Raw genomic sequence first — 25,880 nt, 5'->3', positions numbered from 1 at the left:
ACATTTTTATCATATCTGATTTTAATTAATTAAAAAGAAAATAATTGTAATTATTTGCTGGTTACGTAATTTAAATAGTAAATTTCGCCTGTTTTCATGAAAAATTATAATACTTATTCTGAAAAAGAACTTCAAAATGCTATTGCTGAAGGCGATTTACAAGCTTTTAATGAATTCTATAATCGTTATGTTGATAATTTGATTCATTTTGTCCATGGTAAATTGGACGATTTAGAAGAAAGCAAAGATATTGTACAGGAAATTTTTGTAACAATATGGCGTGAAAAAGAAGCGATCACATTGATTAATTCCATATCCTCCTATTTATATAGAATAGCCATCAATAAAAGTTTGAATATTTTTAGAAGAGGTAAAATTGAAGCCAAATATATTGCCTCACTTGGCGATTATTTGGCTAACCAACAGGTTACTCTTGAAGAAATTAGCTTGGAGGAGGAACAAGAGAAAACCTTGCAAAACGCTTTAAAAGAACTACCTGAAAAAATGAGACTTATTTTTGAATTAAGATATTATAAAGGTAAGAGTAATCAAGAAATTGCTGATTTATTGAATATATCTATTCAAACGGTTTCCACACAAATGAAAAGAGCCTTGAAAATTATCCGTAAGCATACTCAGATATTGGTTTTTATGGCTATTCTTATTAATTTATAATTTTTTTACATCTACTGTACCCTCTCTTTATACCATGTGTGTCCTAATGTAAAGAGACCTAAAAATCCTCTACCTATCATGGATGATAATTTTAAGAAAGCTGAAGACCTTTTAAGGAGGTTTCAGAATGGAACGTCCTCATTAGAGGAAGAAGAGTTAATTAAAAGCTGGTTTTCAGATTTCAAATTTGAAAACCAAGATCAAGCAATAATCAACTATGATAAAGAGGTTCTTTTTCAACGGATTTTGATTCGCCTTGCCGAAACCGAAACACCGGTAAGGAAATATAAGCCTATATGGTGGTCAATAGCCGCCGCGGCGATTATGATTTTCGCATTTACAGTGTACCAATGGACTAATCATCAAAGAATTGAAGATCCCGTGGTGCAAACTCTAGAGAACGATGTATTACCAGGTAAAGATGAAGCAACTATGGTGCTGGCAGATGGAAGGGAAATTGAGTTGAATGCTAATGGTCTCAAGGAAGAATCAACGTATGGAGTAAAGGTGGATGAAAAATTAGGGATCATATCCTTTTCGAATCCGAAAAAGAAACTTACAACCAAATTAGAATACCACACCATTAAAACTGGATATGCTGGACAATATACGGTCATCCTGCCTGATGGTAGTAAAGTAAAATTAAACTCCAATTCCTCTATTCGTTTTCCTATTGAGTTTGGTCGAGAGCGAAATGTCGAAATGGTGGGAGAGGCGTTTTTTGAAGTGGCTAAGGATGAGAATAAAAAATTTACTGTTGATGCAGGATATCAACAGATAGAAGTTTTAGGGACTCAATTTAATATTAAATCCTACCCAGAAGAATATGAAACAACCACAGCTTTAGTCTCGGGAAGTTTAAGGGTGAGATCAAGTAATAAGAATGATATTAATGAATTTATCCTAAAGCCTGGAGAACTGGTGAAAAATGGAAAAGGAAAACAATTGATAGTTGATAAAAGTGATTCGAACAAAGAAAAAGCTTGGGAACAGGGTGAATTTTTCTTTGACGGTGAAAACCTACAGGAGGTATTGAGCACGGTTGCTCGGTGGTATAATGTGAAAATAATTTATGAATATCAGCCTTCGCCAGATACAGAATATGGCGGTATCATATCCAGAAACAAAAGATTATCAACGGTATTAAAACTGTTGGAAGATAAGGAAAATGTAAATTTTGAAATCAAAGGAAAGGAGGTCATCGTTAAAAAAAGATTGAAATAAATTACTTAAAAAATATTAAACCTAAGCGTATTACTTAACTAACCTTATTAATTCATGGATTTGAAAACATTCCTACGATTAAAGAGGGGTAAACAGGACAATAACCTACCAAACCAATGGCGAAATATTCCTAAATATTGTGTCCTATTATCCTTATTAGCAACGGCAGAGCTAAGTTTTGCATCTGTTCAACAGATTCGCATTAATAAAAAAAATGCCAAGATTGAAGAAGTTTTGATTGAATTGAGAAAGCAATCAAATATTGACTTTTTTTATAATAAGGGTGATTTATCTAAAGAAAATCCCCTAAACTTAAATTTGAACAATGTAAGTCTTGAAACAGCCTTAAGTAAACTTTTGGAAAACACAGGTTTAACGTATGCGATAAAAGATGGTATCGTTGTTCTCAGTCCCAAAGAATCTAAACAGCAGAATATAACCGGCCGAGTGGTCAACCAGCAGGGCGAAGGGATTGCAAATGTTTCTATTACAGCGATAAACCGAACTACGAAATCGACCTCTATTGGGGCGCAGACTAAAGCTGATGGATCCTTTTTAATTCCTGTTTCGAATCTTCAAGACACCTTAACTTTTTCAAGTGTGGGTTATGAATCTCGTACAATTGCGCTCAATGGGCGGAAGACGCTAGAAGTGGTGTTGAAACAAAAGGTTCAGGAACTGGAAGACGTAATTGTTACTGGTATATACGAACGTAAAGCCGAAAGCTTTACAGGATCTTCCATGACGATCAAAAAGGAGGATATCAAAAGGATGGGAAGTACAAACGTATTTCAATCTTTAAAAAATATATCGCCAAGTATGTTCTTGGATAATTTTGACATGGGGTCTAATCCTAATACATTACCCGATCTACAAATCCGTGGTAATGGAAGTCTGCCTATAACCGAAGATTTAACATCAGGATTGAAAGGTAATTATTTGAAATCTCCATCGCAGCCTTTGTTTATTTTGGATGGTTTTGAAGCCTCAGTTGAACGAATTTTCGATTTGGATATCAATCGAATAGAAAGCGTAACGATTCTGAAGGATGCCGCTTCTAAGGCTATTTATGGGTCGAAAGCAGCCAATGGGGTCATCATTATTGAGACCACTAAAATGGTTGGTTCGAAACCTATTATCAATTATAACATGAGTGTGAATGTGGAACTTCCGGATTTGACCAGTTATAATTTGACTAATTCAAGGGAAAAGTTGCAGGCAGAGGTTATTGATGGCATGTACAGTCCTAATTCTACTTATAATGAAGCCGATTATTATATTCAAATGCAAAAATTGTATAATACCCGTAAGAAATTAGTAGAGGAGGGATTAGATACTTATTGGTTGGCAAAACCATTGCAAAATGGTGTAGGAAATAGACATTCCTTGAGTGCCGAATTAGGATTAGAGGATCTTCGAGTATTAACTGATTTTACCTTCAATAATGTTTCAGGAGCCATGATTGGCTCTGGAAGAAAGAATATAGGTGGAAATATCTCTGCATCCTACCGATTGAATAAATTTCTATTTAGAAATGTAGCATCTTTTACATCTAATAAATCGAATGAATCTCCTTATGGTGATTTTTCAGAATATGTAAAAATGAATCCATATTGGCGTGCGGTAAATGAAGACGGAACTATTCCATTTTATGCAGAAGTATTCAATTCCTCGAACATCACGAATCCGCTGTACAATTCCCAATTGAACATTAAAAATACAGACAGCTATTTAAATTTTACGAACAATTTATACTTGGAATGGATGCCAATCGAGGGGTTAAGGTCGACCGCACGGATTGGGATTGATACAAAGACTTCGGATGCGGATGAATTCTATCCTGGAAAGCACACCAAATTTGCACTTTATACAGATGAAGTCACGATCAATAGGAAAGGTTCTTACCAAGTAAATAATGGTAAAAGCACCTATCTATCTGGAGATTTAAACATAAATTATAGTAAGCAGGTTGAAAAGAATTATTTCTTTGGGAACTTAGGCTATAATGTAAGTGAAAAAAAATTTGCTGAGCGGGTATATTTTGCAGAAGGTTTTCCAAGTGACCGTTTGCAGGATATCATTTTTGCTAGAAACTATGCCATAGATACAAGACCTTCTGGCTTGGATGGAATTACTCGAGATATGGGTTTCTTGGCTGCTTTTTCTTATATGTGGGATAATAGATTCATATCTGATTTTACCTATAGGGCAAATGCCTCTTCTCAGTTTGGGGCAGATCGTCGATGGGCCTCTTTTTGGTCTGTGGGCTTAGGATGGAACTTACATAATGAGCAATGGTTAAAATCATTAGGCTATGTGGATTTATTCCGTATTCGCGGATCGGCTGGACAAACAGGAAATCAAAATTTTAATTCCAATGCTTCTATTGCGACTTATAAATATGCGTTGGAAGCCTATTACAATGGTTTTCCTGGATCAGAATTATTCAACATGGTCAATCCAGGTTTACAATGGGAATCATCAAAGGATTACAATGCTGGTCTGGATTTGAAGGTAGGACCTGTAGGTATTAGAGCCGATTATTATGTAAGGTATACCGAAAACCTGTTAGCAGATATTACACTTCCTAGTTCTACAGGTTTTGAATTGGTGAAGGATAATTTAGGAAAAATTAAAAATAATGGTCTCGAAATATATGCGAATTATACTGCTTGGCAAAGAGATAGAAATTTTCTCTCCTTACAATTTGGAATAGAAACCAATGAGAATAAAATTGTAGAATTATCCAATTCTATGAAAGCCTATAACGACCGTATGGATGCTTTGGCTGCAGATCGTGGAAATAATGTACCTATTAAGAAATATCAGGATGGTATGGCGATGGATGCGATTTGGGCAGTGCCTTCGTTAGGAATCGATCCAGCAACTGGTAATGAAATTTATATCAGAAAGGATGGAAATACCACGTACAGTTGGAATGCTTCTGATATGATTGTGGCAGGTATTGCACGTCCGAAATATCAAGGAACCTTTGGGATTCAAGGGGAGTTCAAAGGAGTTGGTCTTTCGGTTACAGCTCGCTATTTAGGTGGAGGACAATTATATAACCAAACCTTGGTTGATCGTGTAGAAAATGTAGATATGATGTATAATGTTGACCGCAGGGTACTTACAGGTCGTTGGTTAGAGCCAGGTCAAAATGCATTATATAAGAGATTGGGAGAGTATAGTATCCCTTTGGAAAATGGATCTTTCACACCCGCACAAGAAATGACGAGGGCAACGACTCGTTTTGTTCAGGATCGTAAAGAGTTGGATATAGCATCCATTAACTTGTATTATGATTTTTACCAACATGCTTGGCTGAACAAATTAAAATTACAACGTCTGAGAGCTTCATTCAATATGAATGATGTCGTTAAATTTTCGTCAATTGAGATCGAACGTGGTTTAACCTATCCATTTTCAAGAACAGTTTCTTTTTCACTAAATGCAACCTTTTAAGATCATGAAAAGAACATTAAAATTTTACGGTTTGAGTTTGGTCATTCTGCTTTCCTTACAATCTTGTGAGAAGTGGTTTGACGTAACAGCAAATAACCAGATAAAAGCGGAGGACCAATTCTCATCAGTGGATGGGTTTAAAGATGCTTTGATGGGCGTGTATTTGTCCATGGGAAATGGTGCAATTTATGGATTGAACACTTCCTATAATTTAGTAGATGTTTTGAGTCAGCAATATGCTGCATTTATTGCAGGAAACACGGAAGTTGGTGAAATACAGAAGTTTAATTATACCCATGTGTCTAGTGAAAGAAATATAAAAAACATGTGGGATAAGTATTACTTTTCCATAGCCAATATAAATAGCTTACTTGAACATATCGAGAAGAGTGAATTTGCTTGGTACCAAGGAGAGAAAGAGATCATCAAAGGAGAATTGTTGGGATTGCGTGCATTTCTTCATTTTGATTTATTACGCTTTTTTGGTCGATCAAATTATGCCAATAGACCAGATCTACAAGCTAGACTAACCATTCCTTATGCTTTAAAATATAGTAAGGATTATCCTGTCCAGTATTCCTATTCCGAAACATTTGAATTAATGGAAAAGGATATCGCAGAATCGTTGACCTTATTAAAATTTGATCCTATTTCGAAGGGAACTCTGATATCAAATGAAGCAATGTTGAATATTAACCGAGATGGATTTTATGATAAAAGGCAAAATAGGATGAATTATTATGCTGTCAAGGCATTGCAAGCACGTGTTTTCTCCTGGCAAGGAGGTGCAAAAATGAAGGATGCAGCTGAAGCAGCGGAAGAAGTGATCGCGGATTCTTACGCAAAATTATTAGGACAAAATGAATCTGTAAATCTAAACAAAACGATTGTACAAGAACAATTATTTGGTTTGAAGGTTAATAATTTACAAAACAGCCAATTTTATTTTGATGGCGATCTATTAACCAATCCTTTTGCATTAAGAATGCAGGGAGCGACAGTAGCTGAAGTTTACGAGACAGAAATTCCAGAAATTGGAGCGGCAGATATTCGTTTTAATACCTTGTTGATTAATGGAAACGCAGGATATGTGAGTTCTAAATTAGTTAATAGATCGATGAATGATTTGGATTTCAATGTGATTCCCTTAATTAAAATCCCTGAAATGTATTATATCGCATCGGAATACTATGCATCAAATAATCTTTCCAAAGCTATTCAATTATTGGAAAAGGTTAGAGAAAGTAGACGCATTGTGCAACCTTTGCCTGCTAATCTGAATTCGGAAACATTTTCCCAGGAATTGTTGAAGGAGTATCGTAAAGAGTATGTCGCCGAAGGACAGTTGTTTTTCTATTATAAGCGCTTGGGTTTGCAACACATACCCAACTATTCGGCTTCTATTATTGCTGATGATAAAATATACATGTTGCCATTTCCACCTTCTGAAATTGAATTTGGAAACAGGGAACAATAATTCATCCTTTAAACAAGATAATTATGAAAGCTAAAATAATATCAATCTATAGTCTATTATTAGGTGGATTAATAGCGTTTTGGAGCTGTGAAAAATCAGAACCTACCGCATTTAATTCCAAAGCGGCCATCATATTTGATTATTCAAATTCCGTCGGGGCCAACAAGATAAATTTTTCCTTTCTGGGAAAGCCTGAGCAAATTGGAGAAATCCGAATTCCTGTCATTGTTAATGGATTTCCGGAGGACAAGGATAGGGTTTTTGAAGTTAAAGTAATCACTGATACGATTACCAATGCGGAAAGCGCGGATTACCAGATTGAACAGGGAATAGTCCATGCTGGAAAAGTTAGGGACACATTGATTATAAAGGTTCCAAAAACTGAAAAGCTGGAAACAGAGGTTTTAAGATTGTTTCTTCAAGTAAAGGAATCGAACGATTTTGATGCAGGAATAATTGAACGTCAGTTTATCGAAGTTTCCTGGAGCAATCAAGCAATTATGCCTACATGGGGAGTTTATTTTAGAACATTTTTCTCTTCTGTAGGAAGTACTAAAGCCTATCGGATTTTTGTTGAAACCACAGGGTTGACCAATTTTGCAGCAGCAGATTTTAGGCCTTACGGTCAGGCTGGAGCAGAAGTGTTAGGTAAGAAATTCGGTGATTATATCAGGGCCTGGAATGCAGCAAATCCTAATGATATCCTAAAACACGATGATGGCACCCAAAAAGGAAATCCAATTGTCCCTAGGTATTAATTTCGAATTATTTACCAATAATTAAACGAAAATGAAAACTATAAAATATACATATAGCTTATTGATCAGCCTAGTTTTTTTGCTGTTTTTTGCTTCTTGCAAGGATGATCTAAGTAGCTTAGATACAAATAAATTGTCGGATATTAAGGTAGATACTGTAGGCCAAAGCACGCTATCCGTATTTCAATTTGATGAATTGGTTCTAGATCCAAAAATTTTAGGAATTGGTCCTAATGATCAGTTGACCTATGAATGGACGATAAATTTGGAGCCATGGTCTACAGAATATATTACCATAGGAACAGAGAAAAAACTGACTTATGAAGTAGGTTTTGTACCTACTAACCTTGACAGGTTGCATCAGATCGTTTTAAAGATTAAAGATGAAAAATCTGGGGTTACATATATTCAAGATTGGCCATTAATGATTCGGAATGGAATTGGTGAAGGATTGGTAATTGTGGAAACTTATGATAATCAAAATACGGATTTGAGCCAAATTATGTCTCCTTTAGTGACACCTGATTTTAATCAGGAGAAAATACGAACTAAAATCTATTCAGCAGCTAACGGTACTAGCATTCCTGGTTTAGTAAATTCTATGATTTTTACAAAATTAGGATCCAGTAATGTATTATTAGGAGGAACTTCTAACTCTCTTTTTGCTATTAAAACATTGGATTATTCCTTGGGCGATCAAAATGAGAAATTATTTTATGCACCTCAAGATAGCTATGGGCCAGAAAAGCTAGTAAATTTCGTGCAGAACGAGATTATGATCCATAAGGGAAAATTATATGCGAATTGGTTGCAGATTTCAAAATTTGGGTTGCCTTTCCCAAATAATTACAATATCCCAACTATTTTAGGAATAAATAACCGCTATGATTATCCAAATATTTCCTTAAACTTTTATAGTGAGGAAAAGGGTCATTTTGCCTATCAATATTCCTTTGCTACCTATGGTGATCGTGGTATGCGACCAGTTCCAGCTGCTACTGTACCTTTCAATCCAAATGATCTTCCAAATAAACAGAATATTGCGGCAGGAATAAGTAACCAAGGTGAATTTATTCATATCCTTAAAGATAAATCTACACAGAAATATGGATTATATATATTAAGTGCGGGAGGATATGATAGTGAAAATTGGGTTCCAACCCCATCTGTTCCAAAGAAATTTATGGACCTGTCCAATGCGCCAGAAATAGACCAAGCCATAAAATTTTTGATATTAGATAATCAGCAAGTGATTTTATATGCTACTAAGACCAAAATTTATGCAATCATGTATTCTGCATTAAATCCTGCCTATAGCTTGCGATATACGGTATCATCCGGAGAAGAGATCACTGCTTTAAGTGTCTATTTACAAGCTGATTATCCAATGGTTAATCGGGAGAATTTCTCAAGAAATGGCAAGCAACTGATTTTAGGAACTTATAATGGTACCGAAGGTAAAGTACATGTTCTTCCACTGATTAATGAGGGAGTGGCAAATATCGATCAGGCGAACATTAAAACATATAATGGTTTCGGAAAAATATTATTTACCATAACACAACTTTAAACCAGATAGCCCCTTAGGCAAAAATCTTTGGGGCTTTCATTTTTGATATTATGAGGAAAATTTTAAAGATCGCACGATTAGAATTGAACATTCTGTTCTATTCGCCAGTGGCCTGGGTCGTCATGATCATTTTTTTGATCCAATGTGGAATATCCATTATGGATCTTATACAAGTGAAGGAAAGTGACCAACAATTAGATAAAGTAATACAGTCTGTTACGATTGATGTTTTCTCAGGTAATAAAGGGTTTTTTCATTCTGTTCTTAAATACACTTACCTATATATCCCTTTACTAACTATGGGTATAATAAGTAGAGAATTAAGTTCAGGTTCTATAAAATTACTACAATCATCACCTGTTACCAACTTTCAAATCGTGATTGGTAAATATTTGGCCTTACTTGGCTTCGGCTTGTTTTTCATCCTGGTTATTTTCGGAATTGGATTTACAGCCAGCCGTTTGATTGATAATTTTGATTGGGGGATCCTCTTGGCTGGTATGGTAGGAGTCTATTTGTTAATTGCTGCATATGCTGCGATTGGTTTATTCATGTCCAGTTTAACATCCTATCAGGTCGTTGCGGCGATCAGTACGTTAGCTATTTTCGCTGGATTGAATTTTATTGGTGAAATAGGGAAAGGAAATGAATTTGTTAGAGAAATCACTTATTGGTTATCCTTGCAAGGACGGACTGACCATTTTATAAATGGGATGCTTTCCAGTCAAAATATAAGTTATTTTGTTTTGGTAATTACTCTCTTTTTAGGTGTTACAATCATGCGATTGAATGATGGTCGTGTTATCCGGTCTGAATTGCAAAAAGCGGTGCGTTATATCTTATTAATAGCGTTGATATTATCGGTAGGATATTTTACTTCTAGGCCTACAAATTGGCATTTTTGGGATTTGAGTAGATTTGAAGCGAATACATTAACCCCAAATAGTAAAGAGGTCATCTCCCATTTAAATCAAAAGATTAAAATGAAGAATTATGCAAATATTCTTCATCCACATGGAAGATTGGGGACACCGAAATGGCGGAAATTTGATTTGAAGCAATTTGATATGTATACCCGGTATATTCCAGAAATGGAAATGGAATACATTTATTACTATGATTATGTGCCTTTATATGCGGATAGTTCTATCAATTTATTGGAAAAGGCTCAAAAAGCAGCACTTGCCCATGAAATCGATTTTGACCAATTATTATCCCCGGAGGAAATCAAAAAACAGATCGATTTATCTCCCGAAAGAAATGCTTACGTTAGATTCATCCATCATGGTAAGGATAGTGTTGCTTTAAGAATGTTCATGGATGCAACTGGTTATCCAAACGAATCTGAAATCACCTCTGCTTTAAAGCGATTATATACTAAAGTTCCGATTGTTGGTATACTTAAGGGGCATGATGAACGAAGCGTAACCAAGATAGGTGATAAAGCATATAATACCATTACCACTGAAATTGGCCAAAGAGCTGCCTTGGTGAATAATGGATTTGATGTTAAAGAATTAGTAGCTAATCAAATCGATAGTCTGGGTGGAAAGTTGGCGGTGTTAGTTATTGCCGACCCATTTACTTCTTATTCTGATGTTGAACTCGCAGCTATCCATCGATATATTGACCAAGGAGGTAATCTGTTACTATCCATTGAGCCTGGCAAGGAAGCTTTAGTTAATCCAATACTAAAGAACATTCCGGCAAAATTTGAATCTTTCCAATTATATCAAAAAACAAAGGATTTGGAAGCAAATGTTCTCGTCGGGCGGGCAGCTAATAATGAGTTAAGTAAAAGTTTTTATGATAATCCCAACGCCGTATTGTCATTCGCAGGAAGCACTGCTATCCGCATGGATAGTAACTTAAATGGTTATAAAAATGAAGAATTGGTTATGAGTGGAAAAAGTCAGGTATGGAAAGGTAGATTAGCGATAGATACCGTTTTCCAGAAATCTGATTCTATACCTTATATCCTAGCTACTGCTTTATCTAAAAAAGTCAACGATAAGGTACAGAAGATTGCTTTGTTTGCAGATGCTGACTTTATGAGCAATGCAGAATTAGGCCGCTTCAATCTAAGAAATGACAATGGTGGTTTTACCATTAAATTATTTAAATGGTTCTCTGATGGAGAGTTTCCAGTAAATACCAAAAGACCAGAATCGATCGATAATAAAATTTTAGTGAAAGCTGGAACATTAAACAGCATAAAATATATCTGGGTATTCATTCTCCCAATCGTTATCGCTTTGGTAGGAGGTTATTTATTAATTAGCAGAAAAAGAAAGTAAAAAATGAGTACGAGTATAGCAACAATAAAATCATTGTCCCATAGATATTCAAGAGATTGGGCAATTCGTAATATTAACTTTGAGGTTACTGAGAAAGGGATTCTTGGACTATTGGGTTCAAATGGTGCAGGTAAATCAACCACGATGAATATTCTTTGTGGGGTAATCAACCAAACGGAAGGAGAGGCCCTAATTGATGGAATAAATATTAGACAGCACCCGGTGGCGGCGAAACGTTTAATCGGTTTTTTACCTCAAAAGGCACCTCTCCATTTTGAATTGACCGTGAATGAATATTTAACCTATTGTGCCAACCTGAGGGATATTCCTGCACAAGATATCCCAGGAGCTGTGGAAGTAGCCAAAAAGAAATGTGGTATTAGCCACTTTAGTAATAGATTGATCAGTAATCTTTCTGGAGGTTATCAACAACGTGTGGGGATAGCCCAAGCAATCATTCATAATCCAAAATTGGTGGTGTTGGACGAGCCTACTAATGGTTTGGATCCAAATCAAATATTGGAGGTAAGAAAGTTGATAAAAGAAATAGGGGAAGAACGTTCGGTCATTCTTTCTACACATATTCTTAGTGAAGTTCAAGCCACCTGCGATAGGATCATCATGATTGAACATGGAGAAGTGGTATTTGCGGATACGATGAATGCCTTTAACAATTATATTGAGCCCAATTCATTAATGCTCCATTTAAGCCATGCTCCAGATATAAAGGAATTGGAGGATTTGGCATTTATAGATCGCATTGAGGAAGTAGAAATAGGACAGTATCGTGTGTTTTTCAACGATCCAAACCAGGTAACTCAAAAATTAATTCAGCTAAGCGCCGACAAGGGATGGGGGTTAGCGGAAATCTATTTAGAAAAAAGTTCGTTGGATGGGGTTTTTGCACAATTGTCGGCAAATACTAAAGGAAGGGAATAGCATGCGAAAAATCATAAAAATTGCACGTTTAGAATTAAGCATTTTATTTTATTCGCCAATAGCATGGATAATTCTGGTCATCCTTTTTTTGCAAGGAGGATTAGCCTATTTTGATATGCTTTATAGTCAGGAAACCCAGCAACAACTAGATAGGGATCTAAGTGTCTTGACTCGCGTCATGTTTGCTGGAGAAAAGGGGATGTTCTCCACGCTGATAGAATACCTTTATTTATATATTCCATTATTGACCATGGGTATCTTCAGTAGGGAGTATGTTAGTGGTTCAATTAAATTGTTGCAGTCCTCGCCTGTTACAGCTACACAAATTGTTTTAGGTAAATATCTTTCCATTGTTATCTATGCCTTTATTGCAGTAGGTATGCTGGGTCTATATGCGGTTTCAGCCTATTTTTCTATTGAGCATATGGATGTTAAATTTGTGCTTTTTGGACTATTGGCTCTTTTTCTTTTAATATGTACGTATTCTGCTATTGGTCTGTTTATGTCCAGTTTAACTTCCTATCAGATTGTAGCAGCCATTAGTACTTTAGCTTTGCTTGCGTTTTTAAATTATGCTCAAATCCTTGGAGCGAAATACGATGGCTTTCGTGAGATTACGAATTGGTTATCCGTAGGAGGTAGGGCAGAGGAAATAGTAAATGGATTGTTAACAACTAGGGAGATTGCTTTTTTCTTGCTGATCATTTCATTCTTTCTCATGGTCACAATTCTGCGAATTGTTCAGGAAAGATCAGGTACGAAAACTATAATTAAGACATTACAATACATGGCTTTAGCAGTTGTACTTTTAGGAATTGGATATATAACATCTCTTATTCGTTTTACGGGTTATTATGATACTACTCAAATTAAGGATAGAACCATATCAGCATATGGACAATCAATTGCCTCAAGAATAGATGGGCCTATAAAGTTAGTTACTTATATCAATGTCTTAGATCGAAGAGCAGAATATGCTTCACCAAAAAATCGTATAAGTGATTTAGCAAATTTTGAATCTATTAATAGGTTTATTCCTCAGCTTGAGATGGATTATGTCGTTTACTATAATAGTATACCATATTTAAAATTGGATTCAAATGAAACTTTTCTTAGCAAATCTGAAAAGGCTGCGGATGCCCTAGGGATAAATTTCAAGAAATTATTGACCCCGGAGGATATGAAAAAATTCCCCGAAGTTGCTCTTGAAAATAATACGTTGGTTAGATTTTTTGAATATAAAGGCAAGCGGGTTCCCTTACGCATGTTTGATGATATGTTTGTGTATCCAAAAGAAGGGGAAATCAATGCTTCCTTAGTAAGATTATTGGATGGGCCTGCAGTTCTTGGACTTTTATCTGGGAAAGGCGAGCGTGGAATTGATAATTATGGAAATGGGGAATACAGTATTCTTTTAAATGGTCAGACTGTTAGAGGCTCATTGATCAATAGAGGATATGAAATCCAGAAGTTGAATGCATCTTCCTTAGATGATTTTAAAGGTGTGGGCATTGTTATAGCCGACCCTAGAGAACCCTATACTACCGAAGAATTAAATTCGATTTTTCGTTATATAGAACGAGGAGGCAATATTTATTTATTAGCTGATCCACAGGGAAGTAAGGAATATCTGCAACCGATAGCAGAAAAATTGGGGCTGAAATTTATGGATGGCACTTTAATGCAGGATAGTGAAGATTATGATGTGGATCTTCTGCGTTTGTATCTCACGCCGGAAGCTGAGGAAAATGGATTTTTGTATTATAAAGGCGCAAAGTTGGTGATGAACAAAGCTATGGGAATTGAACCATTAACCGACAACAAGGGCTTTTCAAGGGTAGTATTGATGCGATCAGATGATAAGGATACTTGGAATAAATTGGGAACCTATGATCTGAATTTAAAGAAAGAGGTTTTTATGGAAGGGAAAGATGTTCGGGTTTCTGTTCCTACTGCGATGAAACTTTTGCGAAAGGTGAATGGAAAAGATCAACATGTTTTTGTATTCGGAGATGCTGATTTCATAAGTAACGCGGAACTTAACCGATTTAATATTAATTCTATTAATTCCCTAGTTGCGGGAAGAATCTTCAATACTATTAGAGATAGAAAAGCACAAGTTGGTGCGGAGAAAGATAAAGCGCCGGATGTGATCATTAAGTCAAGACGGAAATCTATCAATACTCAAAAGTTAATTTATCTTTTGATAATACCAGTGCTAATTGCTGTGACAGCAGTTGTCGTGCTTAAGCGCCGAAAAAGAAAATAATACTAACGTTTGTTGTTTGAGTTTAGTATGGAAAGGTCCTTCTTAATGTTGGGCCTTTCTTTGTTCTTATGGAGCTTTTTAGAAAGCGTTTCAGCTTCTGCTATCAATGTATCGATATATGCTGTCCGCTCATTCATCAGCTCCGGATGGAGCACAAAACCCAATTTGGTCCTATTGATGGACAAGCCAACTAGTAAGGCATTGATTCTATAAGCCAGGGTCTGGAAATGCTCAATCTCCTTTTTATGGAGTCTTCCTTGGATTGGATCTTTGGCAAACTGTTCCAAGGAATCATAACTTAGGGCCAATGCAGATTGGGTGAACTTTCTCACCAATCTCAAATCATAATAACTCAGTTCCTGAACCTCATAACTCTCCTTGATCTTTTGGAAGAAATTCCGGAAGTGGTCCAATAATCGGTTGGTCTGTTGCTCAATCGACCGATAATGATTGATCGGGATAGCAAGACATCCCAGTACAGCAAATATGGACCCCATTAAGGTAAAGGCAAATCTACTTCCCAGAATATCCTGAATGGTTCCTTCAAAGGTATGTTGGCCGATCAGAATGGTAATCGTGATGAAAATAACACAGACCAAATAATTTGGTTTGTTGAACAATAAGAACAGGTAAAGGCAAAAGATCGCTATCCCCATTAGGATAGTGAAATCCTTGATGATCAACAAAATCAAAAGGCTGATGGCTATTCCGATCAAAGAACCCACTATCCGTTGGTAATTTCTTTTTTGGGTAGTGGTAAAACTAGGTCTGGCCACCAAAATAATGGTCAGCAAGATCCAGGAAGCATACCTGTATTCTGGAAGCGCATAACCGATAACACCACCTAACATCAATAAAATTGACATCCGGACTGCATAAGAAAAAATCGGCGACTTGAAGTTGAAATTGTTAACAAGCGTTTTGAAATCACTATCTGGTGCCACAAAATCCTTAAAATTCTTACTTTCTACCCAGCTATGATCCGCATCCAAAACCTCCTCCTTGATGTCATGAAGGATATTTGCGATCTGTCCTAATTGCTTGGCAATGGAAATGATCAATTCTTTTCGGTGAAAATCAGCAATGAATTGGTCAACTTCCAGTTGTACCATGATTTTCTCAAACTCTTTCTTCCTTTTCAGATTGGAAGACTTTGATTTTTTTAAATAATTCAATTCTGCAGTTTCCTTGGATAGGATGGCCAAGGCACGACGAATAAGGGATAAGGTATTCCCTGATTTCAGAAGCTCCCGGATCCTTTCATAATCCTGATCTACCGCCATTAACAATTCGTAGAGATCAATGAGTTTATAGAGCTTGGCAAGCCATATTTTGGTCCGAAGATCTTTTTCAGAATGGAGGTTCTTGTTCCTCAGCAATAAGGACCGTACAGCTTCCAGTTGATCAGAAACCTTGATCTGTAATGCACTGAGTTGTTTATAGGTTTTGGGAAGTGGAATTTCTTCGTTGTAACAGTCAATTTTTAACCTGATGAGTTGGGATAAACTCGTGATACCCGATTGCACCGCAAATCTGAGGGAACGATAAGGAAATAGATAGACCTGCAGTAAACTCAGGATATAAAAACAGATGGCTCCTGCAGTAACTGAAAGACTGAATATTAGAGGATCTTCAGGCCGTAAGCCAATGGTAAAGCTGGCTACGATCAATCCGAGATTCCCAATGAAATTGATCCGGAACCCTAATAAAGCTATAAAAGTGTAAACAAAACCAAAAATTCCTAACAAGAGAACAATGATGGGAGAATGGTTTGCCAATGCCAGGGAGATACTGATCGAGGTAATGGCAAAAACCGGGATACAGTAAGCAAATGATGTCCACTTATCTTTTTTTGTTCCTGGCAGATCGGTTAAGCAGGCGAGTAGAACCCCAACAGCAAAAGCAATGGCGACATGCCCATCAAATAGGTAAAAAACAAATAAAGAAGGGATAAGGATAATCAAGATATTGCGTAATGCATCAAAGCTCGATTCGGTTTTTAAGAAAGAAGATATTTTAGAAAATACGCTCGTTGCCAAATTATATAAGGATATCTATTGTTTTGTGGCTGCAAAAATACGAAAAAATAAAATAGCAGGAATTATATGCGGTGTAATATATTTATCATAAAATATTATTTTGATGGAGAGGGGTATTGGTGCCCTCTAGGTCACGAGGCTAAGGTTTTCTCTTCGTTTAAAGAATTTTGTTCGGAGTGAGATAGACTATTTTTAGAATGAGTATAGTAAGATTGTTTTAGAATAAATACTCTTCTTCTATGAAAATAAATTAACATTTTTTTAAGATAATTTAGAGTTCAAAATCGTAATTTTATACTGAATCATTAACCATTCAATATATTAGCTGTTTTCAACGAAAAGGAAGGATCGAAAAATTTTACGGATAGGAGGGACAATATTCTGTTTTATACGTCTATATAAACAGAATGTGCTAGGAGAGGTAAAATATATCGAAAACCTTACAATCAAATAAGAAAAAACCTAATTACATTTGAGAAATGAATTATTAATCTAATAAAACCAGTACAATTTAATATGAAAAAAAGTGTTATCTCACTTGGGATTTTAGCTGCGGCTCTATCATTTTCACAAGTGCAAGCTCAAATTGTGAAACAAAAGGGCATAACCCAGGAGGAATTAGTAAGACAAATCAATGAAATTGCTAAAGAAAAGGATACGAAAGTTCGTGATGCTGCTTTAACAAAAGAAGCAGAAGCAATGATGGCTAGTAAAAATGAAGAATTTGCTGGCATGGCTAGCTCTTTATTCCGCTTTATAGGTAATGCTGATAAAGCAGAAGAGGCTGATAAATCCCTGATAAAGCGTTTTCCTAAAGGTTCTAAAGCAAGACTAGATGCTTACAATGCCATCTTCAAAACAGAAGGTATTACAGCTGTAGAATTGGAGAAACAATTGACTGCTTGGGAAAAGAAATTCCCAGCAAAATCCTTTAAAGAAGAAAATAGAGCTATCTATGCACAAGGAAAATCCAGATTAGCAGGTCTATACTTTAAAGAAAAGAATGCTGCAAAAGGGAATGAAATTCTTCAATCGTTAAAATCTGAAGCAGCGTATGCGCAATTAGCGAGTTCCGTAGCCAGTGGATTGGTTAGGGAAAAGGATTATACCAATGCTGAACCAATTTTAGCAGACATCTATCAAGCATCTTATGATGCTTACAACTCTGCTGATGATAAAGTTAAATCTAGTCCTACAGCGAGAGCATATCCTACGATTGCAGGAAACTATGCACCTGCTTTGATCAATGGAGGGAATGCAGAAAAAGGTCTTCAGGTGTATGAAGGTCTATTTAAGGTTGATCCTTATTATTCTTCTGCTCCAGTTTATGTATTGGGTTATGCAGATGGTATCCGTAAGACAGGAAGAGACCTGGATGCCTTTTTGTTTATTGATAATGCGTTGATCCAAAATGGTAAAAATGATGGTTTGATAAAGGTTCAAAAAGAACTTTATGAAAAATTGAATGGAGCGAATGCTAATTTCGATAATTACCTAGCCTCTGTTGACAAAAAAGGTGAAGAAGCCATGATTGCCAAATATAAAGGGGAAATGATCAAAAAAGAAGCACCTTTGTTCTCTTTGGTGGACCGCGACGGCAAAACAGTTTCTTTGGCAGATTATAAAGGAAAAGTGGTAGTCCTTGATTTCTGGGCAACTTGGTGTGGTCCATGTATCAATTCATTCCCAGGCATGCAGGCTTCTGTAAACAAGTATAAAGACGATAAGGATGTAGTATTCTTGTTTATTGATACTTGGGAACGTGGAGATAATTATAAAGATTTAGTAAACGATTTTATCAAGAAGAACAATTATACCTTCCATGTGCTTTTCGATGAGATGAAAGATAGAGAAAAAGCGGCTGTTACAGCCTACGGTGTAAAAGGAATACCTTTTAAAGCTGTAATCGATAAAGAAGGCTTCATCCGTTTTGAATCCTCAGGTTCATCACCAGAAGTGGACAAAATTGTAAAAGAAATGACTGTAAAGATTGAATTAGCTAAAAACGCGAAATAATCAATCATTTCAAGACATAGTAAAGGAGCGTTGAATTTTCAACGCTCCTTTTGTTTTTCAATAGTAGAATGAAATACCTTGAATATTCTTTGTAAGAATGGTTTTTATAGAGCTTTTGCACCTGCAGAAGCCACCTCGTGATCATCTTCCACAGTACTTCCACTCACGCCGATTGCCCCAATGATAGTGCCGTTGTTATCCTTGATGACAACACCTCCTGGAAAGGTAATCAGTCCATGGTTGGAATGTTCGATATTGTAAAGGGCTCCACCTGGTTGTGATAATTTTCCTATCTCCCCGGTATCCATATTGAAATACCTGGCCGTTCTAGCCTTTTTCTGAGAAATATCAATGGATCCTAACCAAGCATCGTCCATCTTGTTAAAAGCCACTAGATTGGTTCCTGCATCCACCACTGCAATATTCATTTTCACGCCTAATTCTTCCGATTTCTTAATGGCTGCATCAATGATTTGACGAGCTTGTTGTAATGTGATGTTACTCATAGATATAATTTTTTAAGTTTATGAGTTAAAGTTATTACATAATTTTACCTCACGCTAAAAGGATAGTCTCAAAGAATAAGACAATAGTTTCAGAAATATTTGAATATCTTCGTATGATAAATCCACGGAATCTATCCATAATACCCTATGAATTACACGGTTGAACTTCTTTCTTTACAAACTCCGGAACACCTTCGTTCTGGACAGGAGCATCAAAACCGGTTTGACTGTGGTGATTTTGAGATCAATATTTTTGAGACTTTCCAATCTTCCCTTAAAGTGAAGATAGTATATCCCGGACTGACCATTTCAAGTATGATCAGGGGAAAGAAAACGATCTATACCAATGCAGGTGAGCGTTTTGAATTCCAGCCGGGCACCTCGCTGGTCCTTCCTGAAGGAGAGACGATTTACGCTGATTTTCCGGAGGCAGATGCTAAAAATCCGGTGCAATGTGCGACCATCCTGATCCCGCAAGCTACGTTGGAGAAACAATTGAAATACCTGAATAAAAACTATAAGGAAAACGGCCCTTGGGAGTTGGATTTCAGGCATTTTCATTTCAATAACAATGTAGGTATTGTCAGATCTTTTAATGAATTATTGCAGGCCATCAATCAAGAAAAGAATAATTACCCGCTTTTTGATCTCATACTTAAATCCCTTTTCGTCAGGTTGATCACTGCTCAACAGGAGCATATACAGGTACACGAATTAGGGAAATACCAGCAACAGTTTCTAGATGTCAAAAATTATATCAAGGAACACTTGCATCTTGCAATCAGTACCGAACAACTGATGGATATTGCTAATTGCAGTAAAAGTACCTTGTTTCGGATTTTTGATGCTTATACAGGTAAAACACCTGGGCAATACATTATGCAGGAAAGATTGGCAAAGGCCTGCAATATGCTGCTGCAAGGAGAATTGTCTATTGCAGAAGTTGGATATAGGTCGGGATTCAATTCATCCAGTTATTTTGTTAAACAATTTAGGGCGATGTACCAGTGCACGCCAGGGGAATACGTTAAAAAATTCTGTTAACTGGAAAAATATAATTTTGATAATTTAATTCCAGAAGACTATATTCGTATAACCTAACTAATTGTTAATGAAAAATCTTCCATTATTGTTATGGATGATATTTGTTTTTCAGGTTACTGCCTATTCGCAGGATACCTTGAAAGTTCCAGGAGCCAATGACATTCGTATTGTTCAATATCTAGGAGAATATGTAGATTGTAGTGGAAGGGAAAGGGCGATACAGGTTGTTGAGAAATGGAAACAAGGCAAATTTCAGCCTATGCCAGCAGGTTCAGTTGTAAATCGTGGAATCACGGATTGTACCCACTGGTTTTCCATTAGCATTTCCAACCAGTCTAAATACCGGGAGAACTATTTGTGGAGTTTCTACAATGATGGTATTAAATTCAGCCTATTTGAGATGGCTGATTCCTCCAATTTCCTCATATCGAGAAGGGACCAATCCCATTTTATGAAATTAGCGGACCGAGAAGTGCCCTTAAGGTCGGTAAGTTTTGAAATACCACTGGAAGCAGGCGAGACCAAAAGTTTTTTGCTAAAAACAGAAGTGTTTGGACGGAAAACCCTGTATTTTCCCACCGATATCAGTACCAAAAGTGATATTTTAACCTATGAGTTAGGATTATCTTTTTTATTGGGAAGGTATTATGGCTTTTTCTTTTTTGCCATGCTTTTTAACTTATTCCTCTTCATCATTCTGAAGAAACGCTTCTATGGCATGATGTTAGGCTACATCAGTTGCCTTGTGGCTTTTAATACCGTGGAGTACCTACATGATGTCTACCTCATCCCTTCATATATTTATGAAGGCTGGGCTAGGATCCCAAAATTAAGCTTCCTGGCTTTGACCTTATATTTCAACGTACATGTGTTTATTGCTTTTGTTCAACAGGATAAGTTTTTGCCCAATTATAGCCATCGTTTGAAACTGCTAAATCGGGTAGCACTCATAGCAGTCTTTTTTTATTTATTGTTGAATTTGCTGCTGCCTCAACATTCCCAAATACTGGAATATTTCCAATACTTTTTTGTTGCGGTGCTGTTGATGCAAACTTTCGGACTGTTGATGAATATCTGGATCGCTATACGACAAAGAACTCCTTTTATCATGCATTACCTGTTGGGGAATACATTGCTTATTATATCCGTACTGCTGTACTTGTTCAGCTCCCTTAATTATATTCATATTCCTCAATTTATACGGCCTGGGAACATCATATTCGCATTTGCAGTAGAGGTTATCTATTTGATGATCGTATTTACGGTGAAGTATAAACAGGATTTTGAGTTTTTCAAGCGAAGTATTGAACAGAGTGAAGAGAAGAGAAGGCAGTTGGCCCATGAACTGATCATTACCCAGGAAAAGGAACGACTAAGGATCGCCCAAGATGTACACGATGGTATTGGGGGAACAATCCAAGGACTTCGTCTGCTTCTTTCGAAAGAAAACCTACAGCAATCAGGTAAAGTTCAAGAAATGCTAAAGGGGATAAATTTTGACTTTAAAAGACTGATACATCAGATTGCTCCTAGAAATCTGGAATTGAATGGCCTTTTTGAAACCATCCGATCAGATGTACAAGCTTTTGCCCATCAATTTGAAATCCATCTATCCTGTATAGGGAATGAATATCACATTCCCTGGGACATGAAGGTTCATGTGTTCAGAATCTATCAAGAATTGCTGACCAATGCGGTTAAGCATGCTAAAAATGCCAGCTTGTTTGAAGTTGATCTGGCCGTGGATGAATCGGAAGTCCGTTTGATGGTTCATGATAATGGTCGCTCCGAAGAAATTGATATGGGTTTGATAGGAAAGGGGATAGGGATGGGGATGTCGAATCTCCGATCCAGAGTTGATTATTATGATGGAAGTTTTGATTTTATTATTAACAAAGAGGGCTGTTCGGTAAATATCGTTTTGCCACTTAAAAAGAAAGGGATTCAGCATGATTAAATTGGTCAATATTGATAACCACCGGTTATTCTCTGATGGTCTTCACGCGCTTTTAGCGTCGGAGACTGATATGGTCCTTTTACAGCGCTATTCAGATGGAAATCATATCCGAGGGATGTTAAATCAACATGAACCTGATATCATTTTATTGGATATGTATTTGAACGAGCGGTCTGGGATCAGTATTGCCAAGGAAATCAAACAGATTCGACCTCAGGCTAAAATCATTATTTTATCCCTGGAGGTCAACCAAGCTTTTTTCGCGGAATTGAAAGCTATCGGCGTAGAGGGCTATATTTCCAAGGAATTGGATGCGGAGGATTTAATCAGTGTTATTCGTAAGGTATTTGAAGGGAAAAGCATCTATGGCGATGAAAAAACATTGCATAGTACCTCCGAATCCATCATGAAAAATGATTTTGGACTAACCGATCGGGAACTCGAAATTTATAAATTGATAAAAGAAGGAAAATCCAGTCAGGAGATTGCAGAGATCTTGCACCGTAGTGTCATGACGATTCGCACCCACCGAAAGAATATCCGTCAGAAATTAAAATCAAGGATCCGCAATCATGATGGCTTGTTCGATTGATCAAGGCAGGTTCTAAAAGGACTAAACAAAACCCAATAGTTAAATTTATGTTATTTTTTCTGATTAACATTTATGTTACAGAAAAGTGGCTGATTATTTTTTTACATTTAACGAAAATTTTAAAAAAAGGTTTTTGATGTCTACCAATTATGACAATAAATGCTTTACTATATGAGGCATTTATTAAAATTATTTTTAGTTTCCTGCATTTCTTTCCTTGCTTTTCAAGCGAATGCCCAGGAATTCGGGGAGTTGAATGGTACAGTGATCGATAGTGCCCGAAATGCGGTTGAAGGTGCCAAGGTTTTTCTGATATCCGGAAAAGATACACTTAAGACTTCCAGTAATAAGAAGGGTGAATTCAGCTTTAAAAAGGTGAAGATTGGAACAGCGGAATTGCAGGTTTCCAACATATCTTCCGAAATGGAAGTGCGCAGCGTCGAAATCTCTGATAAGCCAACCACTGTACGTATCGTGCTCAAAATTAAAACCATTCAACTGGAGGAATTGGTGATCAATAAAAAGCCCAATCCGATTACGATCAAAAAGGATACAGTAGAATACAATGCGGCGGCATTTGATGTCTTGGAAGGGGATGATCTCGCCGACCTCATCAAACAACTTCCTGGGCTGGTGGTGGATGAGAACAACAAGGTGGAATCCAATGGGAAGCCGGTCATGAAACTACGTGTGAACGGGGAAGATTTTTTTACCAATAACCTGGATGATTTTATCAAGAAATTGCCGGCTGAAATAGTTTCCAAGATCCAGATCATTGAGGATTATGGTGATGAAGCTAATTTCACGGGGGTGAAGACCGGAGAACCTGGTAAACTGATCAATATTGAAACGAAGCCGGGCATGAACAAGGGCAAGTTTGGAAATGCCAATGCCGAGACCGCAAGTAACGATAAGGCAGAGATCGGTGGAGATTTTAGTTTTTGGAAAGAAAAGCAACAAAATGGCGCTCGATTTAACGTGATGACGGAGAATAATGGTGCGGGTATCAATCAATCCTTTAATCTGTCTGTCAATCATCGGAATAAATTCAAGGAAAAAGGGAATTATAATTTTGGATATAATGGGCGTGGAAATCTTTCTGCATTTACCAATGAATCCTTTGTCGAAACCGTAAGTACCATAGGGACCTATTATAACAATTCGAATAGTGAAGGAGATAATGGGGGATCGAACCATAATCTTACTGCAGGATTAAATAATAGAACGGATAAATGGTTTATCAATTCAGACATCAATCTGGGTTTTGGTAAGATGACCAATTCCAATATTTCGGCAAACAATCAAACCGGAGCGATGAAACAGGGTTTTCGGAATGAAAACGAAAATACTTCCAGAACCCCGAATGTAGGGGTTAGCCTGATGTTGAACCGCAAATTGAAAGAAGGTAAAAAATATATCTCGGGTAATTTCCATTACAATCGTAGCAGTTCAGAATCCCTGCAATCCATTTTGAGCAATACCCTATATTACGATCAAACTTCTGGCGATCTTTTAAAGGACTCCTTATTGCATCGGAATATTACGAACGATAATAAATCGGAGTCGTTAAATTTCAGTACCGGATATAATTTTTCCATCGGAAAAAGTAAGAAGGATTCTTTATTGCGTAGATCGATCAGTTTGAACTATCGGTTTAACTTCTCCAAATCGACCAACAATTTGGCCACTTCGGTACTGGATACAGCCAGTAGGGATTTTTATTATGTAGATTCCTTAAGCTCCTACATGCGGAACCAGGTCATCGCGCAGACCATCGGAGTCAATTATAATTATTCAAAGCAAAAGACCAATTTCTCTGCAGGAATCAATTTCAATCCCTTGTTGCAGAAGAATTATTATGCGCAGTTGGATCAAGAAATTGAGAACTATTCCCTCAACTTTTCACCTGTACTGAATTTTAGCACTCAGGTAAAACCTGGAAAAACAATAGCTGTGAGCTATAATGGTAGAAACTCGGCACCCTCCCAATTCCAATTACAGCCAATTCCAAATACTCGGAACTTGCAGAATATCATCATCGGTAATCCTGATCTGAAACCATTTTTTTCGCATAATTTCAGTTCGAATTATAATTTCGTCAAACAGGAAACGGGAAAAAGCTTGATGGTATCTGCCAATTTCAGTACCATTCAGGATCAAGTGGTGGAGAATATCATCATCCTACCGGATACCCTGGGTAGTTTTAAAAGGGAAACGCGCTATATCAATGCCAATGGAAACTATAATCTGGGAGGTAATTATACTTTTACTCTGCCGATGAAGGATAAGAAGTGGCGCTTAACTTACGATGGTAGTATCGGCGTTTCCAATAGGATCCAATATATTGACAATGAAGGGTATTCCAATGAAGGATTGAATTATTCGCAGGCCCTTTCCATGAACATCAATTTGAAAACGGTAATCCTGACTACCCGATTAAATTATAATCAGGTGAACAACAATAATATTGTTGGACTTTCGAACATGATGGGTTTTGGAGGGGGAATGGATCCGGTGTTCAATATTGGACAGATGACGGCAAAGAACTTCTTCACGACCAAATCATTTGGTGCTTCCTGGAACGGTCGATTGAACCTTCCAAAGGTAAAGATCAATAGTAATGTTAATTACTCCTTTAGCCGGAATGAGAATCCATCCCTACAGGAATCCATCCGTAAGCTTCATAATCTCAACATGGCAGTAAATGGTCGGGTGGAATTCCTGAAGACCTATCAGGCGGAATTCAACACGAGTAAACGGATCAATACGGGCTATGCATTGGCGAATCAGAATCCTTTGTTGATCGGATTGGGCATCACCAAGATGTTCCTGAAGAACAAAAACCTGTTTTTATCAGCTCGGGTGAGTGATCTACTGAACCAAGGGAATATGTTGAATAGACAGGTGATGGGTAACTCCATTATCGATTCCAGAACGAATGTGATCACGCGGGTATTTTCCTTGAACCTTCGGTACGATCTTTCCAGATTTGGCGGACGAGGTGTACATATTCGGGTAGACCCTGATTTGTAATAGCTTGTTATTATTTCGG

The 25,880-nt window shown here is 36.9% G+C and carries 16 protein-coding genes; 14 read left to right on the top strand and 2 right to left on the bottom strand.

Translation table 11 applies throughout. The features are described 5' to 3' along the window. The first annotated feature begins 96 nt into the window (after positions 1–96). From CRJ00_RS16885 to CRJ00_RS16845, 9 genes are all read left to right on the top strand, one after another. Positions 97–675 carry an RNA polymerase sigma factor gene (locus CRJ00_RS16885; RefSeq protein ID WP_099367912.1) on the top strand — a complete coding sequence of 193 codons (579 nt, stop codon included), beginning with the start codon at positions 97–99 and terminating at the stop codon, positions 673–675. Positions 676–753: 78 nt separating this feature from the next. Continuing rightward, a complete protein-coding gene (locus CRJ00_RS16880; RefSeq protein ID WP_144038191.1) occupies positions 754–1,899 on the top strand; it encodes a FecR family protein in 1,146 nt (381 codons plus the stop codon). 54 nt (positions 1,900–1,953) lie between these two features. After that, positions 1,954–5,364 (top strand): SusC/RagA family TonB-linked outer membrane protein, encoded by a 3,411-nt coding sequence (locus CRJ00_RS16875; RefSeq protein WP_099367910.1) that lies wholly within the window; start codon positions 1,954–1,956, stop codon positions 5,362–5,364. Between the two features lie 4 nt (positions 5,365–5,368). Next, positions 5,369–6,841: a RagB/SusD family nutrient uptake outer membrane protein gene (locus CRJ00_RS16870; protein WP_099367964.1), complete on the top strand. Its 1,473-nt coding sequence runs from the start codon at positions 5,369–5,371 to the stop codon at positions 6,839–6,841. A 23-nt stretch (positions 6,842–6,864) separates the two neighbouring features. Further along, entirely contained in the window at positions 6,865–7,599 is a 735-nt protein-coding gene (locus CRJ00_RS16865) for a DUF4843 domain-containing protein (RefSeq protein ID WP_099367909.1), read from the top strand. Between the two features lie 31 nt (positions 7,600–7,630). Further along, positions 7,631–9,169: a PKD-like family lipoprotein gene (locus CRJ00_RS16860; RefSeq protein WP_099367908.1), complete on the top strand. Its 1,539-nt coding sequence runs from the start codon at positions 7,631–7,633 to the stop codon at positions 9,167–9,169. A gap of 50 nt (positions 9,170–9,219) precedes the next feature. Next, positions 9,220–11,466: a Gldg family protein gene (locus CRJ00_RS16855; RefSeq protein ID WP_099367907.1), complete on the top strand. Its 2,247-nt coding sequence runs from the start codon at positions 9,220–9,222 to the stop codon at positions 11,464–11,466. 3 nt (positions 11,467–11,469) lie between these two features. Continuing rightward, on the top strand, positions 11,470–12,405 hold the full coding sequence (locus CRJ00_RS16850; protein WP_099367906.1) for an ABC transporter ATP-binding protein: 936 nt from the start codon (positions 11,470–11,472) through the stop codon (positions 12,403–12,405). Position 12,406: 1 nt separating this feature from the next. Beyond that, entirely contained in the window at positions 12,407–14,674 is a 2,268-nt protein-coding gene (locus tag CRJ00_RS16845; RefSeq protein ID WP_180268520.1) for a Gldg family protein, read from the top strand. Between the two features lie 2 nt (positions 14,675–14,676). On the opposite strand, the gene CRJ00_RS16840 is transcribed toward CRJ00_RS16845, so the two are convergent. Further along, positions 14,677–16,713, bottom strand: coding sequence for an FUSC family protein (locus CRJ00_RS16840; RefSeq protein WP_099367904.1), 2,037 nt, complete (start codon positions 16,711–16,713; stop codon positions 14,677–14,679). A gap of 516 nt (positions 16,714–17,229) precedes the next feature. On the opposite strand from CRJ00_RS16840, the gene CRJ00_RS16835 reads away from it, so the two are divergent. Beyond that, complete coding sequence (locus CRJ00_RS16835) at positions 17,230–18,729, top strand: TlpA disulfide reductase family protein (protein WP_099367903.1); 1,500 nt, start codon at positions 17,230–17,232, stop codon at positions 18,727–18,729. Between the two features lie 104 nt (positions 18,730–18,833). On the opposite strand, the gene CRJ00_RS16830 is transcribed toward CRJ00_RS16835, so the two are convergent. Then, positions 18,834–19,235, bottom strand: coding sequence for a GlcG/HbpS family heme-binding protein (locus CRJ00_RS16830; protein WP_099367902.1), 402 nt, complete (start codon positions 19,233–19,235; stop codon positions 18,834–18,836). Between the two features lie 147 nt (positions 19,236–19,382). Here CRJ00_RS16830 and CRJ00_RS16825 point away from each other — a divergent pair, with 147 nt between their 5' ends. The 4 genes from CRJ00_RS16825 to CRJ00_RS16810 all read left to right on the top strand — a co-directional run bounded on the left by CRJ00_RS16825 (position 19,383) and on the right by CRJ00_RS16810 (position 25,861). Beyond that, positions 19,383–20,279, top strand: coding sequence for a helix-turn-helix domain-containing protein (locus CRJ00_RS16825; protein ID WP_099367901.1), 897 nt, complete (start codon positions 19,383–19,385; stop codon positions 20,277–20,279). Between the two features lie 67 nt (positions 20,280–20,346). Then, positions 20,347–22,236: an ATP-binding protein gene (locus tag CRJ00_RS16820; RefSeq protein ID WP_099367900.1), complete on the top strand. Its 1,890-nt coding sequence runs from the start codon at positions 20,347–20,349 to the stop codon at positions 22,234–22,236. Beyond that, positions 22,229–22,828, top strand: coding sequence for a response regulator (locus CRJ00_RS16815; RefSeq protein WP_099367899.1), 600 nt, complete (start codon positions 22,229–22,231; stop codon positions 22,826–22,828). Before CRJ00_RS16820 ends, CRJ00_RS16815 begins: the two co-directional genes overlap by 8 nt. 171 nt (positions 22,829–22,999) lie before the next feature. Then, positions 23,000–25,861, top strand: coding sequence for an outer membrane beta-barrel protein (locus tag CRJ00_RS16810; protein ID WP_180268519.1), 2,862 nt, complete (start codon positions 23,000–23,002; stop codon positions 25,859–25,861). Positions 25,862–25,880 lie beyond the last annotated feature (19 nt).

This window comes from Sphingobacterium sp. 1.A.4 (assembly GCF_002734245.1).
GTDB lineage: Bacteria > Bacteroidota > Bacteroidia > Sphingobacteriales > Sphingobacteriaceae > Sphingobacterium > Sphingobacterium tenebrionis.
This window is presented reverse-complemented; position numbering and strand designations above follow the sequence as displayed.

What these genes read in the sequence shown, in the direction of transcription:
- CRJ00_RS16815 (WP_099367899.1), top strand. Translation starts at nt 22,229, where the DNA reads ATGATTAAATTGGTCAATATTGATAACCACCGGTTATTCTCTGATGGT.
- CRJ00_RS16870 (WP_099367964.1), top strand. Translation starts at nt 5,369, where the DNA reads ATGAAAAGAACATTAAAATTTTACGGTTTGAGTTTGGTCATTCTGCTT.
- CRJ00_RS16865 (WP_099367909.1), top strand. Translation starts at nt 6,865, where the DNA reads ATGAAAGCTAAAATAATATCAATCTATAGTCTATTATTAGGTGGATTA.
- CRJ00_RS16880 (WP_144038191.1), top strand. Translation starts at nt 754, where the DNA reads ATGGATGATAATTTTAAGAAAGCTGAAGACCTTTTAAGGAGGTTTCAG.
- CRJ00_RS16860 (WP_099367908.1), top strand. Translation starts at nt 7,631, where the DNA reads ATGAAAACTATAAAATATACATATAGCTTATTGATCAGCCTAGTTTTT.
- CRJ00_RS16845 (WP_180268520.1), top strand. Translation starts at nt 12,407, where the DNA reads ATGCGAAAAATCATAAAAATTGCACGTTTAGAATTAAGCATTTTATTT.
- CRJ00_RS16825 (WP_099367901.1), top strand. Translation starts at nt 19,383, where the DNA reads ATGAATTACACGGTTGAACTTCTTTCTTTACAAACTCCGGAACACCTT.
- CRJ00_RS16850 (WP_099367906.1), top strand. Translation starts at nt 11,470, where the DNA reads ATGAGTACGAGTATAGCAACAATAAAATCATTGTCCCATAGATATTCA.
- CRJ00_RS16835 (WP_099367903.1), top strand. Translation starts at nt 17,230, where the DNA reads ATGAAAAAAAGTGTTATCTCACTTGGGATTTTAGCTGCGGCTCTATCA.
- CRJ00_RS16810 (WP_180268519.1), top strand. Translation starts at nt 23,000, where the DNA reads ATGAGGCATTTATTAAAATTATTTTTAGTTTCCTGCATTTCTTTCCTT.
- CRJ00_RS16875 (WP_099367910.1), top strand. Translation starts at nt 1,954, where the DNA reads ATGGATTTGAAAACATTCCTACGATTAAAGAGGGGTAAACAGGACAAT.
- CRJ00_RS16885 (WP_099367912.1), top strand. Translation starts at nt 97, where the DNA reads ATGAAAAATTATAATACTTATTCTGAAAAAGAACTTCAAAATGCTATT.
- CRJ00_RS16855 (WP_099367907.1), top strand. Translation starts at nt 9,220, where the DNA reads ATGAGGAAAATTTTAAAGATCGCACGATTAGAATTGAACATTCTGTTC.
- CRJ00_RS16830 (WP_099367902.1), bottom strand. Translation starts at nt 19,235, where the DNA reads ATGAGTAACATCACATTACAACAAGCTCGTCAAATCATTGATGCAGCC.
- CRJ00_RS16820 (WP_099367900.1), top strand. Translation starts at nt 20,347, where the DNA reads ATGAAAAATCTTCCATTATTGTTATGGATGATATTTGTTTTTCAGGTT.